Source organism: Oricola thermophila, from assembly GCF_013358405.1.
GTDB classification, from domain to species: Bacteria; Pseudomonadota; Alphaproteobacteria; order Rhizobiales; family Rhizobiaceae; genus Oricola; species Oricola thermophila.
In genome coordinates this window covers 2,077,775-2,096,895 of record NZ_CP054836.1, presented here as the reverse complement: position 1 = coordinate 2,096,895, position 19,121 = coordinate 2,077,775, and the positions used below count along the sequence as shown (strand labels likewise).

At 67.1% G+C, this 19,121-nt stretch carries 15 protein-coding genes; 13 read left to right on the top strand and 2 right to left on the bottom strand.

What is annotated here, in order from left to right:
• Positions 1 to 45 precede the first annotated feature (45 nt).
• The 4 genes from HTY61_RS10210 to ppdK all read left to right on the top strand — a co-directional run bounded on the left by HTY61_RS10210 (position 46) and on the right by ppdK (position 7,866).
• Entirely contained in the window at positions 46 to 468 is a 423-nt protein-coding gene (locus HTY61_RS10210) for a secondary thiamine-phosphate synthase enzyme YjbQ (protein WP_175276689.1), read from the top strand.
• Between the two features lie 127 nt (positions 469 to 595).
• Positions 596 to 1,258, top strand: coding sequence for a DsbA family protein (locus HTY61_RS10205; protein ID WP_175276688.1), 663 nt, complete (start codon positions 596 to 598; stop codon positions 1,256 to 1,258).
• 56 nt (positions 1,259 to 1,314) lie between these two features.
• Entirely contained in the window at positions 1,315 to 4,776 is a 3,462-nt protein-coding gene (smc, locus tag HTY61_RS10200; protein WP_175276687.1) for a chromosome segregation protein SMC, read from the top strand.
• 426 nt (positions 4,777 to 5,202) lie between these two features.
• Positions 5,203 to 7,866, top strand: a complete 2,664-nt coding sequence (gene ppdK / locus HTY61_RS10195; protein WP_175276686.1) for a pyruvate, phosphate dikinase — start codon at positions 5,203 to 5,205, stop codon at positions 7,864 to 7,866.
• 6 nt (positions 7,867 to 7,872) lie between these two features.
• Here the strand turns inward: ppdK and HTY61_RS10190 are convergent, their stop codons facing one another.
• Entirely contained in the window at positions 7,873 to 8,277 is a 405-nt protein-coding gene (locus HTY61_RS10190; RefSeq protein ID WP_175276685.1) for a hypothetical protein, read from the bottom strand.
• A 152-nt stretch (positions 8,278 to 8,429) separates the two neighbouring features.
• Between HTY61_RS10190 and HTY61_RS10185 the strand changes: the two genes are divergently transcribed.
• Positions 8,430 to 9,233, top strand: a complete 804-nt coding sequence (locus HTY61_RS10185) for a DUF1499 domain-containing protein (protein ID WP_175276684.1) — start codon at positions 8,430 to 8,432, stop codon at positions 9,231 to 9,233.
• Positions 9,234 to 9,236: 3 nt separating this feature from the next.
• Here the strand turns inward: HTY61_RS10185 and HTY61_RS10180 are convergent, their stop codons facing one another.
• Complete coding sequence (locus tag HTY61_RS10180; protein WP_175276683.1) at positions 9,237 to 10,145, bottom strand: MBL fold metallo-hydrolase; 909 nt, start codon at positions 10,143 to 10,145, stop codon at positions 9,237 to 9,239.
• Positions 10,146 to 10,188: 43 nt separating this feature from the next.
• Here HTY61_RS10180 and HTY61_RS10175 point away from each other — a divergent pair, with 43 nt between their 5' ends.
• From HTY61_RS10175 to HTY61_RS10140, 8 genes are all read left to right on the top strand, one after another.
• Positions 10,189 to 10,845: a biotin transporter BioY gene (locus HTY61_RS10175; RefSeq protein WP_246272775.1), complete on the top strand. Its 657-nt coding sequence runs from the start codon at positions 10,189 to 10,191 to the stop codon at positions 10,843 to 10,845.
• Between the two features lie 91 nt (positions 10,846 to 10,936).
• Positions 10,937 to 11,860, top strand: a complete 924-nt coding sequence (puuE, locus tag HTY61_RS10170; RefSeq protein ID WP_175276682.1) for an allantoinase PuuE — start codon at positions 10,937 to 10,939, stop codon at positions 11,858 to 11,860.
• Between the two features lie 3 nt (positions 11,861 to 11,863).
• Entirely contained in the window at positions 11,864 to 12,370 is a 507-nt protein-coding gene (locus tag HTY61_RS10165) for an ureidoglycolate lyase (protein WP_175276681.1), read from the top strand.
• An 18-nt stretch (positions 12,371 to 12,388) separates the two neighbouring features.
• Entirely contained in the window at positions 12,389 to 13,801 is a 1,413-nt protein-coding gene (xdhA, locus tag HTY61_RS10160) for a xanthine dehydrogenase small subunit (RefSeq protein ID WP_175276680.1), read from the top strand.
• Entirely contained in the window at positions 13,798 to 16,128 is a 2,331-nt protein-coding gene (gene xdhB / locus HTY61_RS10155) for a xanthine dehydrogenase molybdopterin binding subunit (RefSeq protein ID WP_175276679.1), read from the top strand. The genes xdhA and xdhB overlap by 4 nt, the downstream gene beginning before the upstream one ends.
• Entirely contained in the window at positions 16,125 to 16,637 is a 513-nt protein-coding gene (gene uraD, locus HTY61_RS10150; RefSeq protein ID WP_175276678.1) for a 2-oxo-4-hydroxy-4-carboxy-5-ureidoimidazoline decarboxylase, read from the top strand. Before xdhB ends, uraD begins: the two co-directional genes overlap by 4 nt.
• A 2-nt stretch (positions 16,638 to 16,639) precedes the next feature.
• Positions 16,640 to 17,005: a hydroxyisourate hydrolase gene (gene uraH, locus HTY61_RS10145; RefSeq protein WP_175276677.1), complete on the top strand. Its 366-nt coding sequence runs from the start codon at positions 16,640 to 16,642 to the stop codon at positions 17,003 to 17,005.
• Positions 17,006 to 17,123: 118 nt separating this feature from the next.
• Positions 17,124 to 19,100 carry an acyltransferase family protein gene (locus HTY61_RS10140; protein ID WP_175276676.1) on the top strand — a complete coding sequence of 659 codons (1,977 nt, stop codon included), beginning with the start codon at positions 17,124 to 17,126 and terminating at the stop codon, positions 19,098 to 19,100.
• Positions 19,101 to 19,121: the final 21 nt, after the last annotated feature.

Here is a 19,121-nt window from a genome sequence, read left to right as displayed (position 1 = left end):
TCGGCGCGGGGCCGCTATGGCCCGTTTCCGGAGGAGTCCCGACCGATGAGGCAGACTGCGATCTCGATAGCCACCGATGGTCCCGGCCTCTACGAGTTCACCGGCCGTGCGGAAGCCTTTGTCCGCGATGCGGGGGCGGGCGAGGGGCTTCTGACGGTCTTCGTGCGCCACACCTCCTGCTCGCTGCTGATCCAGGAGAATGCCGATCCCGACGTGCGGCGCGATCTCGACGAATTCTTCCGCCGCCTGGTGCCGCGCTCCGACGATCCCTCGATGCGCTGGATCGTGCACACGACCGAGGGGCCGGACGACATGCCGGCCCACATCAAGGCGGCGCTGACGCAGGTCTCCGTCGGCATCCCGGTCGCCGGCGGGCGCCTTGCGCTCGGCACCTGGCAGGGCCTTTACCTGTTCGAGCACCGCGACCGCCCGCACCGCCGCGAGGTGGTTCTCCACCTGTCGTCGTAAACCGCATCTTGACGCAGAGTTTATCGGAAAACCGCGTTCAGCCCCCGTTCAGCCGGAAAAGGCCATGGTCACGCCATCTTCGATGCCATATATCGGCGCCAGATCAACGAACCGGAGACAGTCCCCGATGGCCGAAATCTTCATGACCCGCCGTTCCGCCCTGCTGGCCACCGCGGTTGCAGGCGTTTCCCTCGCCGCCGCGCCGCGCCTTGCCTTCGCGCAGTCCGCGCCGAAGCCGACAGGCACGGTCGACATGGAAAAGCTGCTGCAGCCCGGTCCGCTGGAAGAGCAGGTCGAGGGTTCCGAGGACGCGCCGGTCACCGTCGTCGAATATGCCTCGATGACCTGCGGCCACTGTGCCAACTTCCACAAGAATACCTTCCCGGCCATCAAGGAAAACTACATCGACACCGGCAAGGTCCGTTTCATCATGCGCGAGTTTCCCTTCGATCCCCGCGCCGCGGCCGCCTTCATGCTGGCCCGCTGCGCGCCGGAGGGAAAGTATTTCGCCATGGTCGATGTCCTGTTCAGGCAGCAGGAACAGTGGGCTTTCGTCAAGAATGCGCGCGAGCCGCTGGAAAACATCGCGAAGCTGGCCGGTTTTACACAGGAGAGCTTCGAGGCCTGCTTGACCAACCAGAAGCTTCTGGATGACATCAATTCGGTAAGGGAGCGCGGGGCATCGGAATTCGGCGTCGATGCGACCCCGACCTTTTTCATCAACGGAAAGAAATATTCCGGAGCCCTATCAGTTGAAGAGATGTCGGCAGTTCTGGACGGAATGCTCTGACGGCGCTGCCTTGTGCCGGTCGGCGCGTCCGGCCGGCATGACCGGCGGAGGCGCATATGCGCTTTGAGAAGCTCCGCCTGCTCGGCTTCAAGTCATTCGTCGAGCCGACCGAATTCATCATCGAGGGCGGCCTGACCGGCGTTGTCGGGCCGAACGGCTGCGGCAAGTCGAACCTTGTCGAGGCGCTGCGCTGGGTGATGGGCGAGTCCTCCTACAAGAACATGCGCGCGTCCGGCATGGATGACGTGATCTTCTCCGGCTCCGCGACGCGCCCCTCGCGCAACACCGCCGAGGTCTCCCTCTTCCTCGACAATTCCGACCGGACCGCGCCGCCGGCCTTCAACGACGACGACACCCTTCAGGTGACGCGCCGCATCGAGCGCGAGGCGGGTTCCGCCTACAAGATCAACGGCAAGGACGCCCGCGCGAAGGATGTCCAGCTTCTCTTCGCCGACCAGTCGACGGGCGCCCGCTCTCCCTCCATGGTCGGGCAGGGCCGCATCGGCGAGCTGATCCAGGCCAAGCCGCAGGCCCGCCGCGCGCTGCTGGAGGAGGCCGCCGGCATTTCCGGCCTGCATTCGCGCCGCCACGATGCCGAGCTTCGCCTGCGCGGCGCGGAAACTAACCTCGAGCGTCTCGAGGACGTGATCGGCGAGCTGGAGAGCCAGATCGAGAGCCTGAAGCGCCAGGCCCGGCAGGCCAAGCGGTTCAAGGCGCTGTCGCGCGACATCCGCGAGGCGGAGGCGACCCTGCTGCACCTGCGCTGGACCCACGCCAGGGAGCAGGAGGCCGAGGCGCAGTCGGCGCTTTCGCGGGCCACCTCCCTTGTCGGCGAGCGCGCCCAGCTGCAGATGGAGGCGGCCAAGACCCAGGCCATAGCCCAGCGCAAGCTGCCCGAGCTGCGCGAGGCCGAGGCCGCCGCCGCCGCCGCGTTGCAGCGGCTCACCATCGCCCTCAACCAGCTCGACGAGGATGCCCGCCGCCAGGAGGCGCGCCGCAACGAGCTGCAGAACCGTGCCGAACAGCTTGCCGCCGACATCGCCCGCGAGGAGCAGATGAAGGCGGAGAACGCGGCCGCGATCGCCCGCCTCGACGAGGAGGAGGCGCAGATCGTTGCCGAAGAGGCCTCGACGGGCGACCGCGAGGCCGAGCTGAAGCGCTTGTTCGAGCAGGCCGAGGAGGCGTTGGCGCGCTCGGAGGCCGAGCTGTCCCGCCTGACCGGAGAGCGTGCGGAGGCCGGGGCCCTGCGCACGCAACTCGAACGCCGCATCCGCGAGACGCGGGAGCGTTCCGACCGGCTGGCCGCCCAGCAGGACCGCCTTGTGGCCGAGTTGGCCGAGATCGAGAACCGCATCAAGTCGCTTGCCGATCCGGCCGAGAAGCGCGCGCAGCTCGAGGCCGCCGAGAACGCGGTCCTGGAGGCCGAGCGCGCCGCCGCCGAGGCCGAGCAGAACGTGTCTGCCGCCCGCGAGGCCGAGAACGCGCGCCAGCCCGCCCTGCAGGAGGCGAGGGCGCAGTTGAACCGGCTGGAGACCGAGGCCCAGACCCTTTCGAAGATGCTCAATGCCGGCGGCAGCGACCTGTTCCCCGCCGTGGTCGAGAAGATGAGGGTCGAGAAGGGCTTTGAGGCCGCGCTCGGCGCGGCGCTGGGTGACGATCTCGACCTGCCGCTGGATTCGACGGCGCCGGCCTACTGGGCCGCCGTTGCGCCGCTTGCCGACGATCCCGCCTTGCCTGCGGGCGTCGTGCCGCTCGCCGATTACGTCAAGGCGCCGGACGCGCTGCATCGCGCTTTGCGGCAGATCGGCGTGGTGGAGAGCGTGGAGCAGGGCCAGGCGCTGCAGGCGGAGCTCCGGACCGGCCAGCGGCTGGTGACGCGGGACGGCGCGCTATGGCGCTGGGACGGCTACACCGCCCGCGCCGATGCGCCGACGCCCGCCGCGCAGCGGCTGGCGCAGAAGAACCGGCTTGCGGAACTGGACGCCGAGATCGTCGAGGCGACGAAGGTGCTCCGTGCCTGCGAGGCCGATGTCGCCGGGCGCAAGGAAGCCACGAAGGCCGCGATCGAGGCGGAGCGCCGGTCCCGCGACGCGCTGCGCGCCGCCCAGGCCGCGGCCCGCGAGGCCCGCGACGCGCTGGCCGCCGCCGAGCGGGCGACCGGCGAGCTGTCGAAGCGCAAGGCCGTGCTCGAGGAAAGCGTCTCCCGCGCCAGGGCCGACATCGAGGAGGCCGCCGGCGTGCTGGCCGAGGCCGAGACCGCTCTGGCCGGCGAGCCGGATCTGTCCGATCTGGACGCGGCGGTGGAGAAGCAGTCTGCGGTCGTGACCACCGAGCGCGCCGCGCTGACCGAGGCCCGCGCCAACCACCAGTCGCTCGCCCGGGAGCGCGAGGCGCGCCAGCGCCGTCTCGTCGCGCTGCGCTCCGAGCGCGAGAACTGGCGTTCCCGCGGCGCCAATGCCGACCGGCAGATCGAGGTGCTGACCGCCCGCCGCGACGAGACCGCGAAGGAACTGGCCGCCCTCGAGGACGTGCCGGACGAGATGCCCCAGCGTCGCCGCGGCCTTGTCCGCGAGATCGAAACCGCCGAGCAGGCGCGCAAGGAGGCGGCCGACAGGCTGGCGCTGGCCGAGACCGCGGGCCGCGAGGCCGACAAGGCGGCGACCGACGCGATCACGGCCCTCTCGGGCGCCCGCGAGGAGCGGGCTCGCGCCGAGGAGCGGCTCACCGCGGCCTCTGAGCGGCGCAAGGAGGTCGAGGCGCGCATCCGCGAGACCCTGAACTGCGCGCCGCACGAGGCATTGAAGCTGACCGGCCTCGATTCCGATGCGGCGCTCCCCGATGCCGATGCCGTCGAGCGCCGGCTCGAACGCCTGAAGATCGAGCGCGAGCGTCTCGGCGCGGTCAATCTGCGCGCCGAGGAGGAACAGGCGGAGCTGGCCGAGCGGCTGGAATCCATCGTGCGCGAGCGCGATGACGTGGTGGATGCGATCCGCGAGTTGCGCTCCGCCATCGCCAGCCTCAACAAGGAGGGCCGCGAGCGCCTGCTGGAAGCCTTCGAGGCGGTCAATGCCCACTTCAAGCGGCTCTTCGCGCATCTGTTCGGCGGCGGCACGGCGGACTTGCAGCTGGTCGAGAGCGACGATCCGCTCGAGGCCGGTCTCGAGATCGTTGCCCGCCCGCCCGGCAAGAAGCCGCAGACGATGACCCTGCTGTCCGGCGGCGAGCAGGCGCTGACGGCCATGGCCCTCATCTTCGCCGTGTTCCTGACCAATCCGGCGCCGATCTGCGTGCTCGACGAGGTCGACGCGCCGCTCGACGATCACAATGTCGAGCGTTTCTGCAACCTTATGGACCAGATGGCCAAGGACACGGACACCCGCTTCGTCATCATCACCCACAACCCGATCACCATGGCGCGCATGGACCGCCTGTTCGGCGTCACCATGGCCGAGCAGGGCGTCTCGCAGCTGGTGTCGGTCGATCTCCAGCAGGCCGAGGAGCTGCGCGAGGCGAGCTGAGCGGTTCCGCCGGTCTCGGCGCGCGGAAATGGCTGATCCAGGCTGCCGGCATGTGCGCGGCGAATTGATCCACCCCGCCGGGAAGCCCTGTATCATGCCGGTTGGACGATGCGTGCAACGGGGAGTGACGGAAATGCCGGTATCGATACGGCCGGGCGTGGGCGGCAAGGGGAAGGCAGCGGTTCGGAAACCCGCGGGCGCACTCGGGAAGAACGGAGCGGAACTCGCCGAAACGATTTCCCGTTTCCCGGCAATGCCGGCCGGCAGTGGCGACGGCATCCGGAACGGATCCGTTGTCAACGGGCTTGTTGCGCTGCAAAAAAGCGCTCGCATGTTTCGGGGGCAATGCGCTATGCATGGACCCTCGGTTGATGCGGCGGGGAGGGCATTGACGGAAGCGAACGGGAGAGGACCGGCCAGGTTCACATGACGGATTGGGTTTACATATTCGGGGGAGGGAAAGCGGAGGGAACGGCCCGCGACAGGGACCGGCTTGGCGGCAAGGGTGCGAACCTCGCGGAAATGGCGCGGCTCGGGTTGCCGGTGCCGCCGGGGTTCACCATCGCCAGCGATGTCTGCCGTCACTACTACGCCAATGGCCGGCTGTTGCCCGATACGCTTGAACGCGAGGTCGAGGGCGCCCTTGATGCGCTGGAGCGGCTGACCGGAAAGACCTTCGGCGGCGAAACCGAGCCGCTTCTCGTGTCCGTCCGTTCCGGCTCGCGGGAGTCGATGCCCGGCATGCTCGACACGGTTCTCAATCTCGGTCTGAACGACAGGTCGGTGGAAGCCCTTGCGCAGTCGAGCGGAAATCCCGCTTTCGCCTATGACAGCTATCGCCGCTTCATCCAGATGTACGCGAGCGTCGTCATGGGGCTCGATCCTTCGCTTTTCGAGGATATCATAGTCCGCGTGAAGAAGCGCTGCGGCGCCGCGCGCGACGGTGACCTGACCGCCGAACACTGGGGTGCGGTGATCGCGGAATACAAGACCGCCATCGCCGACGAATATGGCGAGGAATTCCCCCAGGACCCGGAGGAGCAGCTTTGGGGCGCGATCCGCGCCGTCCTGGGAAGCTGGATGAATCCGCGGGCGGTCACCTTTCGCGCGTTGCACAACATTCCCGAAAGCTGGGGAACCGCGGTGACGGTCCAGTCCATGGTATTCGGCAACATGGGCGAAGGGTCGGCGACGGGGGTTGCCTTTACCCGCGATCCGGCCACCGGGGACGACGGTCTCTACGGCGAGTACCTGCCCAATGCGCAGGGCGAGGACGTCGTTTCAGGTATGCGTACGCCCCACCCGCTGACAAGGACGCAAGTGAACGGGTCCGGCCTTGTTCCGATGGAAGATTCCATGCCCGTGACGTTCCAGGAACTGCGCGAATACGCGAAGCGGCTGGAAAACCATTTCCGCGAGATGCAGGACATCGAGTTCACGGTGGAGGCCGGCAAGCTCTGGCTGCTTCAGACCCGCGATGGCAAGCGCTCGGCCCGCGCGGCGATCCGGATCGCCGTGGCGATGGCGGAAAAGGGCCTGATCGCCAAGACCGAGGCCCTGCGGCGCATCGACCCCGCATCCCTCGAACAGCTCCTGCACCCGGCCATCAGCCCGGATGTGGAGCGCGTCGTCATAGGACGCGGATTGCCGGCATCGCCGGGCGCGGCGACCGGCGAGATCGTGTTTACCTCGGAGGAGGCCGAGCAGCTGCGGGCGAGCGGTCGCAAGTCCATTTTGGTGCGGCCCGAGACCAGCCCCGAGGACATCCATGGCATGCACGCCGCCGAGGGCATCCTGACCACCCATGGCGGCACCACCAGCCATGCCGCCGTGGTCGCGCGCGGCATGGGAAAGCCGTGCATTTCCGGCGCCGGGAGCATGCGCATCAATGCCGAGAAGGGCGTGCTGGTGACCGGCGGGCGCACGTTGAAGTCTGGCGACGTCATCACCGTCGACGGCACCAGCGGCGAGGTCCTGCTCGGTGCATTGCCGACGGTGCAGCCGGAGCTTTCGGGCGATTTCGCGACCCTCATGGAATGGGCCGACGAGATCCGCCGCATGAAGGTGCGCGCCAATGCCGAGACACCGGAGGATGCGATCACGGCCCGCGGCTTCGGCGCCGAGGGCATCGGCCTGTGTCGCACCGAGCGCATGTTCAATGACGAGGAACGCATTCGTGCGTTGCGCCTGTTCATCCTGGCCGACAGCGTCGAGGAGCGCGACCGGATTCTGGAATCCATGCAGGTCATGCAGAAGGCGGATTTCCTGGAGCTGTTCGAGATCATGCGCGGTCTGCCGGTGACGATCCGCATGTTCGATCCGCCGCTGCACGAGTTCCTGCCGCGCCCCGGTCGCGAGACCGAACAGTTCGCGGAGGCGGTGGGAATGGATCCCGAGCGAATCCGCCAGAAGGCCGAGGACCTGCACGAGATCAATCCCATGCTCGGCAATCGCGGCGTGCGGCTGGCGGTGTGCTATCCGGAATTCGTCGACATGCAGGCTCGCGCGATCTTTCAGGCCGTTCTTGAGGCCGGCGAGAAGACCGGCGAGAAGGTCGTTCCCGAGATCATGGTTCCGCTCGTTGCCTATGAGCGGGAGTTCAAGTTCGTCAAGGATCGCATCGACGTCGTGGCGGCGGCGGTGATGGAGGAATGGGACGCGAAGATCGAGTATCTCGTCGGCACCATGATCGAGCTGCCGCGCGCCGCGATCCGCGCGGACAGGATCGCCGAGAGCTCCGAGTTCTTCTCCTTCGGCACCAACGACCTGACGCAGTCGACCTTCGGCATATCGCGCGACGACGCGGGCCTCTATCTCAACGAGTATCTGCGCAAGGGCGTGATCGACCGCGACCCCTTCATAACCATAGACGTGGAGGGCGTGGGCGAATTCATGCAGATGGCGGCCGAACGCGGTCAGAGCACCCGGCCGGACATCACGCTGGGCATTTGCGGCGAGCACGGCGGCGATCCGGCCTCGATCGCGTTCTGCGAGACCATCGGCCTGCACTACGTGTCATGCTCGCCCTATCGCGTGCCGATTGCCCGGCTGGCCGCGGCGCAGGCGACGCTCGCCATGCGCGCGCCGTAGCGTCGGTCAGTCCCGTGCCGGGCTGTTGCCGAGGTGCATGAAGACTTCCATGAAGGCCGTGGAAAAGCTTCGGATTTCCGGCCGCATCTCTTCCTCGGAAACGATGGCGATGTCGTCGCCGGCATCGTTCAGGACCGCGAACAGCAGCTTGCTTCCGTCCCGGGTCGTCAGGACGGCGATCCGCTGGCCGGGGATCTGGTCGAAAATCGGCAACTGGAAAAGGAAGCCGAATCCGCTGGCCTCGCATGCCTGTTGCAGGCAATGCTCGAAACCGAATTCCTGCAAGGTCTGCCGGTCGATGGCCAGTTCAAGCTCGACGGTTTCCAGGTCGGACCGGTCCTTGCTGTCCGGAGTGGCAGGTTTGGCCGCGGGTTGCAGAACGGCGGCGTCATGGGTGTGTGCGGACGGCATCTGCGCGTCTCCCTTGCGGTTTGTTCCAGCCCCTGCAGCAGTTCCGAGTCAGTACCTCTAGTTTGGCAGCATTAGGGCACGCCGCCGGCTGGGCCCCGGTTTTCTCCCTGTCGCCTTTGCAATTCGTGCGAATTCGCGGTAACGCCGGCGCCATGGCGTTCCTTGCAACCAGGCATCATCGCGAGCGGTTGGTCCTTCGCCCGCTGCCGGAGCGGAAGAGATCGCGCTCGGCCGTCTGGTCGCTGCGCGTGGCGGGGTTCGCGCCCGTTCTGGCCGGTGTCTCCCTGCTCGCCCACAATATCGGCATGGTCGATACGCCGGCCTTCCTGGTGCTCGGCGCCTGCGTGGCGATCATCGCCCTGGTCGGCCTCGTCGTGATCGCCGCGGCGCTGCGGAGCCTGTGGATGAAGGGCACCAAGGGCGGCCGCAGCGTCATCGCCGCGCTGTTCTTCAGCATCGTCACCCTGACGCCCTATGCCATCGGCACCGCCGCCTTCTTCGCCAATCCGCGCCAGAACGACGTCTCCACCGACTTGGTCGATCCGCCGCTCATGGAAAGCGAGGCGCGCCTGACGGCGGTCAATCCGCTCGCGGTCGTTGCCGCCGATCTGCGCGATGGCTACCCGGAGCTCAGCGGCCGTCGCTACAAGGCGCCGCCGGAAGCCATCGAGCAGACGATCCTCGCCGTCGCGGAGGCGCGCGGCTGGCAACTGGTCTCGCGGCGCGGGCGCATCAGCGCCGATGACGAGCTGTTCTTCGAGTTTTCCTACCGTGTCCCGGTGCTCGCCATTCCCGGCGTGATCGTCATACGCCTTGCCGACGAGGGGGACACCTCCTTCGTGGACATGCGGGCGCGCACCGGCCACGTGCCGCACGATCTCGGCTGGAACGCGCGGCTGATCGCGTCCTATCTGACGGCGCTCGACTTCGAGCTGGTCGGCATCGTCGAGGCCTGATCGTCAGGCCGGCGCGTAAATTCCGTTGATCGCCGGAGGGCCGTCCGTTTCGACGAGGCCGCGCGCGACGAGGTCTTCCAGGTGGGCGAGGACCGACAGCCCGGCCGCGCCGTGCAGCCGCGGATCGGTGTCGCGGTAGATTTCCCGCACCATTTCCGGGATCGTCCGGTCTCCCTTGCGGATGCGGTCGAGGACGGCCGCCTCGCGCATCTTGCGGTGGGTCCGCAGGGCGCGCACGAAACGGTTCGGGTTCCTGACCGGGCCGCCGTGTCCCGGCAGGTAGAGCCGCTCGTCGCGTTCGGCGAGGCGGTCTAGCGAACTCAGGTAGTCGGCCATCGCCCCGTCGGGCGGCGCGACGATGGACGTTGCCCAGGCCATCACGTGGTCGGCCGAGAACAGGATGCCCGTGCCCTTGAGCGCGAAGGCCATGTGGTTGGCGGTGTGGCCCGGCGTCGCGATCGCCTCGATCGCCCATTCGCCCGTATCGATCACCTCGCCGTCAGCAAGCCTGCGGTCGGGTGCGAAATCCGTGTCAGAGGATGCGTCGAGCGGGTTGGTCTCGCCGATATGCAGCGGCCGCGCCGCGCGGTGCGGCCCTTCGGCAACCACGGTTGCGCCGGTGGCCTCCTTCAGCCGCGCGGCCAGCGGCGAATGGTCGGCATGGGTGTGGCTGACGAAGATGTGGCTGACGGGACGCCCTGCTATGGCCGCCAGAAGAGCCCGCAGGTGCGCGTCGTCCTCGGGGCCGGGATCGATGACCGCCAGCGTTTCCTCTCCGACGATGTAGCTGTTGGTGCCGTGAAAGGTGAACGGCCCCGGATTGTTCACCGTGACGCGCGTCACCTTCTCGGCGACGGCAACCGGCTCGCCATGTGCCGGCTCGAAATGGCGGTCGAATTCAAGATCGGCCATGGGCGTTTTCCGGTCCTTTTTTCAATCCCCTCCGAAGGGCGACTTGCTGATTAGCAGCTACGCCGATATAGGCAAGGATGGTCGGGATTTCCCGCTGATACTGGAAAACAGGAATATCGACATGGCACTTACCAATGCCCCGCAAACGCTCATCCATCGTGTATTGCCGCGCGAAACCGCGACGCGCTATGCGATGTATGCCTTTCTCGTCGGCCTCGGTTCGGTACTGATCGCGATCGCCGGCCAGGTGAAAGTGCCGATGTGGCCGGTGCCGACCACCTTGCAGACCCTCGCCATTTTCACCATCGCCGCCGCCTTCGGCCGCAAGCTCGCCGTCGCGACGCTGCTGGCCTATCTCGCCGAGGGCGCGGCCGGTCTCCCGGTCTTCACCAATGGCGGCGGCCTTGCCTATTTCGCCGGCCCGACGACGGGCTACCTTGCCGGCTTCGTGGTTGCCGCCGGCATCACCGGCTGGGCGGCCGACAACGGCCTGACCAACAAGCCGCTCAAGCTTTTCGCTGCGAACCTCGCCGGCACGCTGGCGACCCTCGCGCTCGGCGCGGCCTGGATCGCCGTCATGTTCGGCACCGACAAGGCGATTGCCTGGGGCATCGGCCCGTTCATCGTCACCGACATCATCAAGGCCGCGCTTGCCGCGGCGCTGGTGCCGGCACTGTGGAGCCTGTTCGGCCGCAAGTGACGGTTCGCCAATCGAACGAAAAAGGCCGCGGCATTGTCCGCGGCTTTTTTTTGGGCTTGCGAACTGCGTCAAAGCAGGTTGAATTTGGACCATGTATTCAAAAAATGACTACCCCCGCGATCTGGTCGGATACGGACGCACGCCGCCCGACCCCGAATGGCCGGGCGGCGCGAGGCTCGCCGTCCAGTTCGTCGTCAACTACGAGGAGGGCGGCGAGAGCTGCATCCTCGACGGCGATCCGGCTTCCGAGAAGCTGCTGTCGGAGATCGTCGGCGCGGATGCGTGGCCCGGGCAGCGCAACCTCAACATGGAATCGCTCTACGAATACGGCTCCCGCGTCGGCTTCTGGCGGCTCTGGCGCCTGTTCACCGAGCGTGAGCTGCCGGTCACCGTCTACGGCGTGACCGTCGCTCTGGCGCGCAACCCCGAGGCCGTCGCCGCCATGAAGGAGGCCGGCTGGGAAATTGCCAGCCACGGCCTGCGCTGGCTGGAATACAAGGATTTCGACGAGGAGACCGAGCGCGCCCACATCCTCGAGGCCGTTCGCCTGCACACCGAGGTAACCGGCGAGCGTCCGCTCGGCATCTACCAGGGCAAGCCGTCGGTCAACACGCTGAGGATCGTCATGGAGGAGGGCGGTTTCGTCTACTCGGCCGATTCCTATGCCGACGAGCTGCCCTTCTATGTCCGGGGCCCGAAGGGGCCGCACCTGGTCGTGCCCTACACGCTGGACGTCAACGACATGCGCTTCGCCACGCCGCAGGGCTTCAATTCGGGCGACCAGTTCTTCGCCTATCTGAAGGACAGCTTCGACATGCTGCTCGCCGAGGGCAGGGCGGGCGCTCCGAAGATGCTTTCCGTGGGTCTCCACTGCCGGCTCGTCGGAAGGCCGGGGCGCGCCGCCGCGCTTGCCCGGTTCCTCGATTACGTGAAGTCCCACGACGATGTCTGGGTGACGCGCCGCATCGACATCGCCCGCCACTGGTGGGACACCCACCCGCCGAAGGACATGTGAGCGATGCGGACGATCCCGATCACGGTCCGGCCGCTGACCGAGCAGGCCTTCGCGCCCTTCGGCGACGTCGTCTCCGTCGAGGGCGCGGAGCGGCGGCTCATCAACAATGGCTCGACGGAGCGTTTCCACGATCTCGCCGGGATCGACGTGAGCGAGGGCGGCGGACGGGCCATCGTCAGCCTGTTTCGCGGCCAGCCATTCGCCCCGCCCGTCGTGGTCGCGATGATGGAGCGGCATCCGCTCGGCAGCCAGCTTTTCTACCCGCTCTCCGGCAGGCCGTTCCTGGTCGTGGTCGCGCCGGACGAGGCGGGCCGGCCCGGCGAGCCGCTCGCATTTCTTTGTCCACCGGGCACCGGGGTGAACTACGCTCGCAATACGTGGCATCATCCGCTTCTATCGCTGGAGGCGGTGAGCGATTTCCTGGTGATCGACCGCGAGGGACCGGGAAACAATCTGGAGGAGCGGGAATACCCGGATGTCCGTTATCGCATTGACGCCGTGGCTCCCTGACAGGCAGGATCAGTGACAATGACCCCGACAACCCGAACCGAAGGCTGCATTCGCTTCGTCCTCAACGGCGAACCCGTGGAATTCGCGGTTCGTCCGGACACGACCGCTCTCGACCTGATCCGCAACCATGCCGGGCTGAAGGGCACCAAGGAAGGCTGCGCGGAAGGCGACTGCGGCGCCTGCACGGTGCTCTTGCGCCGCGGCGACGGCCCGCGCCGGGCCGCCAATGCATGCATCATGACTGCGGCCCAGCTCGACGGCACGGAACTGACGACCGTCGAGGGCCTGAAGCATGACGGCGCTTTGACGCCGCTGCAGGAGGCGATGGCCTCCAACGGCTCGTCGCAGTGCGGTTTCTGCACGCCGGGCATCGTGATGGCGCTGACCGGCCTGGTCGAGAACGATCCCGACCCGGCGGAGGAGGCGATCCACGATGCGCTTGCTGGCAACCTGTGCCGCTGCACCGGCTACCGGCCGATCGTGGAGGCGGCGAAATCCGCGGCGAAGGCCGGTCTGCCCGCGCCGTCCGCTGCTTCGTTGCCCCCGAGGCAGGAGGAGGTCGCGATAGGCGGCTCGGTGCTTCACCAGCCGCGCACGCTTGCCGATCTTGCCGCGCTTCGCGCGCGCTATCCCGATGCCGTCATCCTTGCCGGCGGCACCGATCTCGGCGTCGCCCGCGCGGACTATCATTCCGACTGGCACCGCATCATCTCCACCGCGCAGGTTGCCGAGCTGCGCGCCGTCACGGAGACGGACGACGGCTGGACCTTCGGCGCCGCGGTCACCTGGGAGGAGGTCCTGCAGGCGGTGCGCGACGACTGGCCCAGCCTCGCCACGCTCATCCGGCGTTTCGGCTCAACCCAGATCCGGGCCATGGGCACGGTGGGCGGCAATATCGGCACGGCGAGTCCCATCGGTGACGGCCCGCCGGCGCTGATCGCGCTGGGAGCCGATATCACGCTCGCCTCGGCGGCGGGCTCGCGGACCATCAAGCTGGAGGATTTCTTCCTCGACTACCGGAAGACCGAGCTGCGTTCCGACGAGGTCATCGCCTCGGTCACGGTGCCGCGTCCGAAGCCCGGCGAGGAATTCCGCGTCTACAAGCTGTCCAAGCGCTACGACCAGGACATCTCCACCGTCTGCGGCGCGTTCTGGCTCGCGATGGAGGACGGAAAGGTTGCCGCCTGCAGGTTCGCCTATGGCGGCATGGCGGCGATCCCGAAACGTGCGAAAGCCTCTGAAAACAGCATCTTGGGCCGTCCGCTTGAATCGGATTCCGTGGAGGAGGCGATCGCACGCCTGGCCGATGATTTCACGCCGCTTTCCGATTGGCGCGGCAGCGCGGACTACCGGATGAAGACCGCCGGCGCGCTGCTGCGGCGCCTGTCGCACGATCTGGCCGGCGAAACCGTGGAGGTGATGGCGCTGTGAACGTCGATATAAGATCCGTCCAGCGGTCGGTCGTCGGCCGCGGCCTCGCCCATGACAGCGCGGCAAAGCACGTTTCGGGCGAGGCGAGCTACATCGACGACATGGCCGAACTGCCCGGCACGCTCCACGCGGCGCTGGTCGTCTCCCCGGTCGCGCACGGGCGCCTGAAGGGCATCGACGCCTCGAAGGCGCTCGCCATGCCCGGCGTCGCGGCTTTCGTCGCCGCCGGCGACATTCCCGGCGCGAACGACATCGGCCCGATCATGTCCGGCGAGCCGCTCTTCGCGGAGGAGGTCGTCGAATATGCCGGCATGCCTGTCGGCGCGATCGCGGCCGAGACCTACGAGCAGGCGCTGAGGGCGTCGCGCGCCGTCGCGCTCGACATCGAGGAACTGGAGCCCGTGCTCGACATCGAGGCGGCACACGCTGCCGGTTCGCACGTGATCGATCCGCAGATCCTGGTGGAGGGAGACGTGGACGCCGCCCTGGCCGGGGCGGAGCGTGTCCTGGAGGGACGGCTGGAGATCGGCGGACAGGACCATTTCTACCTGGAGACCCACATCGCCTACGCGATCCCCGGCGAGGACGGCGACCTGACCATCCATTCCTCGACGCAGCATCCGACGGAGGTTCAGCACCACGTTGCCCACGTGCTGGGCGGTCTCGCCAACGCGGTCGACGTGTTCACCCGCCGCATGGGCGGCGGCTTCGGCGGCAAGGAAAGCCAGGCGACGATCATTGCCGCGGCTGCCGCGCTGCTGGCCCGCAGGACCGGCCGCCCGGTCAAGCTGCGCCTGAAGCGCTCCGTCGACATGACCGCGACCGGCAAGCGCCACGACATGGTGGCGAAATGGAAGGTCGGAGTCGACGGCAATGGCCGCATCCGCGGTCTCGACATCGAGTATCTCGCTCGTGCCGGCAACACGCCGGACCTGACCGGCCCGGTGATCACTCGCACGCTCACCCATTCCGACAATTCCTATTTCATCCCGGCGGTTCGCTTTGCCGGCCATGCCTGCAAGACCAACACCGTTTCCAACACCGCCTTCCGCGGGTTCGGCGGTCCGCAGGGCATCATCACCATCGAGGCGATCATCGACCAGGTCGCCCGCGAACTGCGTCTCGACCCGAATGTCGTTCGCGCCCTGAACTATTACGGGCCGGAGACAGGCGAGGTCACGCCCTACGGACAGGCGGTCGGGCAGAACCGGCTGGTCGAGGTAACCGAGGCCGTGCTCGCCTCCGCCGAGTGGGCGCGCAGGCGCGCCGAGATCGACGAGCACAATGCGAAGAATCCCGTCCTGCGGCGCGGTCTCGCGATGATGCCCGTCAAGTTCGGCATTTCCTTCAACCTGACATCGCTCAACCAGGCCGGTGCGCTGGTCCACGTCTACCAGGACGGATCGGTTCACCTGAACCACGGCGGTACCGAGATGGGGCAGGGCCTTTTCATGAAGGTCGCCCAGGTCGTTGCCGAGGTGTTCCAGGTCGACATCGACCGGATAAAGATCACGGCCACGGCGACGGGCAAGGTGCCGAACACCTCCGCCACGGCGGCCTCCACCGGGTCGGACCTGAACGGGATGGCAGCCTACAACGCGGCAACCGCGATCAGGGGCCGCATGGCGAAGGTCGCGGCGGAGCATTTCGAGGTTCCGGTGGAGGAGATCGTCTTCCGCGAGGGGCGCGTCCATGCCGGAAACCGTTCCGTTTCCTTCGGCGAGCTGGCGAAGATGACATGGGCCGCGCGGGTCCAGCTTTCCGAGGCCGGCTACTACGCCACGCCGAAGATCCACTGGGACGGGAAGACGCTGAAGGGCAGGCCGTTCTTCTACTTCACCTATGGCGCCGCGGTGGCCGAGGTCGCCGTCGACACGCTGACCGGCGAGAGCCGCTGCCTGCGCGCCGACCTGCTGCAGGATTGCGGCGCTTCCCTCAACCCGGCGATCGACCTTGGCCAGATCGAGGGCGCCTTCGTCCAGGGCATGGGATGGCTGACCTGCGAGGAACTCTGGTGGGATGACAGGGGGCGGCTGCGCACCGTCGGCCCGTCCACCTACAAGATCCCCGGCTCGCGCGACGTGCCGCGCGAGTTCAACGTGTCGCTGCTGGAGAACGCGCCCAATACCGAGGAGACGGTCTACCGCTCCAAGGCGGTCGGCGAGCCGCCCCTGATGCTGGCCGTGTCGGTCTGGCTGGCGATCCGCGACGCCGTCGCATCCTGCGGCGCGCCGGGCCTGTCGCCGCAATTGAAGGCACCGGCCACGCCGGAACACGTTCTCGAGGCGATAGAGGACATTCGCGCAAGAAGCGGGAGTTTGACGTGACGGTTTCGCTTGAAAGGCTGAATGCCTGTTCCGACTCGGAATTCGTTTCCGCGCTCGGAGGCATCTTCGAGCATTCCCCGTGGGTGGCCGAGGCCGTGGTCGGCAAACGCCCCTTCGCCTCGGTCGCAGCGTTGCACGCCGCCATGGTCGCCGCAATCGAGGCGGCCGGGACGGAGGCGCAGCTGAAGCTGATCCGCGCCCATCCGGATCTCGCGGGCAAGGCGGCGCTGGCCGGCGAGCTGACCGCCGAGTCGTCGGCGGAGCAGAAGGGGGCGGGGCTGGACAGGCTCACGCCCGGGGAATACGAGCGATTCCATGCTCTCAACGACCGCTACAAGGAACGTTTCGGTTTCCCGTTCATTCTTGCCGTGAGAGGCCACGACAAGCATTCGATCCTGGGCGCGTTCGAACGCCGCCTGAAACACTCGCCGGAGGAAGAGAGGGCGGAAGCCCTTGCGCAGATCGCCCGCATCGGCGAATTCCGGCTCAACGACCTCGTAGGGGAGTGACCATGGCAGGCAAGCTTTCGACCCACGTGCTGGATACCGCCAGTGGCAGGCCCGCCCGGGGCATGCGGCTGACGCTCTATCGTGCCGCCCCCGGCGGCGGCCAGCTGGAACTCGTCAGGCAGGCGATCACCAATGCCGACGGCCGGACCGACGAATTGCTTCTCGGCGCCGACGAGATGGCCGAGGGCACCTACGAACTGCATTTCGAGGTCGCCGCCTATTTCGCGGAAAACGGCATGGCGCCGAAAGATGCGCCGCCCTTCCTGGATGTCGTCCCGATCCGGTTCACGATCGCCGATCCGCAGGCGGGCTACCACGTGCCTCTCCTGGTCACGCCCTGGAGCTACTCCACCTATCGCGGCAGTTGAGTATCGCCGGTTCCGCATCCGGACGGCGTGAATAGCTGCTGACCTTTCGAACAAACCGCAAACCGCTGGGCAACCTTCTCGTGACCGCAGCCAGTTTCTCGTCCCGGATCCCGCCGGCGTGAATTTCCGGGCCGACATACAGGGGATGCGCGGCATCTCCGTACTTCTCGTCGTTCTGTTTCATTGCGGCTCGCCGGGCTTTGCCGGCGGCTATGTCGGGGTGGACATCTTCTTTGTCATTTCCGGCTTTCTGATTTCGGGAATGATTCTGCAGTCGGTCGAGGCCGGCCGGTTTTCGCTGGCGGATTTCTATCTGCGGCGGGTCCGACGCATTCTGCCCGCCGCGCTGGTCTGCCTCGCCCTGTTCGGCGCGGTCGCGGTCGGCCTGTTTCCCGGCAGGAGCGAGCAGGTGGGACGCGAAATCCTCTGGTCGGCGCCGGGGCTGGCGAATTTCCTTTACGCGGCGCAATCCGATTACTTTGCGCCGCGGGCCGAGGAGTTCGTGTTCCTGCATTACTGGTCGCTAGCAGTCGAGGAGCAGTTCTATTTCCTGTGGCCATTGCTGCTGTCATCGGCTGCCGTGCGGTTTCCGCACCGGGTTGCCCTGCTCCTCTCGGTAGCGGTCGCTTTGGCATTCCTGGCCGGTGTGTGGTTCTGGCACGTCGATCCGACACGTGGTTTCTACCTTTTGCCCGGGCGGGCCTGGGAGCTTGGTTCGGGCGCACTTGCGTTTCTCGCTGCCCGGCGGCTGGCGGCTGCGAGCAGGTCTCGCCGTTCCGGCCTGGCGATTGCCGGTGGCGCGGCGATAGTCGCTTTCCTCCTTGCCGAGGCATTTGGCCGGCGCGCGACCGGTCCCCTGTGGCTTCTTCCCGTGGTGCTGGGCGCATCCGTCCTGTTGGCGGCCGGCGGGAAGGGGAATGGCCCGGTTGCAAGGCTGCTCGCCCTGCCGCCGCTCCAGTGGCTGGGCGCGATCTCCTTTTCCCTCTACCTCGTGCACTGGCCACTGCTTGTCATGTGGAATCTGTGGCAGGGCCGGCAGGTCGCAGGCATGGAACTCCCGCTGTTTCTGTCGCTGGCCGCGGGGCTTGCCTGGGCTAACTGGCGTTACGTTGAGGAGCCTGTTCGCAGGCGTGACTGGAGACCGGCTCGCCTGGTCGGGCTGGCAATCGCTTGCTGGGGCATCACGATGTTCATCGGTGTCTTCGCGGCTACGGGAATGCTGGCGCAAGATGCCGCGCAGGCGGAACGGGCCCTCGCATTTGTCGGCAAGCGCAGCACTCTGCCGCCTGGTTGCATGGCGACGGCCAGGGATTCCTATCCGGGCTTCGATGCATGCGGGTTTGGCGCGAAAAAGCCCGGCCCGCCGGATGTTTGGTTGCTGGGGGACAGTCACGCCGATCACTGGGAGCCCGGTTTCGCGGCGTTTGCGGCGCGTGCCGGCATGTCCGGCGTTCTGTACTCGGCCAACTCCACCCTGCCGATGGTCGGTCTCGAGCAGGTGTTTGATGGCAAGCCGTATCCGGTTGCCGAAACATGGCGCCGGGCGTTGCCGGACATGTTCGGGTCCCGACCGGCGTTGGTCGTACTCGCCGCCCGCTGGTCGGTCTACTATGATACCCGGCAGTTCCTGCGTCCGCAGGCAAAGCGATGGTTTGCAAGGCATTCGCCCGATGAAGCTCTCGATATCGCGACGAGCCGTGCGGCAATCGAGACGGCACTGGTTGGAACGATCGGGCGCTTGCAGGCGGCGGGACACCGCGTCGTGTTGCTGGGTCAGGTTCCGGAATACGGGCTGAGCCAGGTCGATTGTGCGAGGCAGGCTTTTGAAAAGGGTGGGGATCCCGCAGCCTGCGGTCCGTCCAACGAGGCCGTCCGGGATCGGCTGGAGCCTGCCCATGCCATGCTGCAACGTGTTGTGGATGAGACCGGAGCCCGGCTTGTCCTTCCGCACGCCATGCTGTGCGGAGCGGATGATTGCCGGGTCACGCTCGGCGATGTCTATCTCTACCGGGACAGCAACCATTTGAACGCCGAGGGGTCGCGGCGCGTGGTCGACCTGATCGCGGACGGTTGGTTCGGACGCTCTGGGGAATAGCGGTTCGCGGTGTGGCGAAAG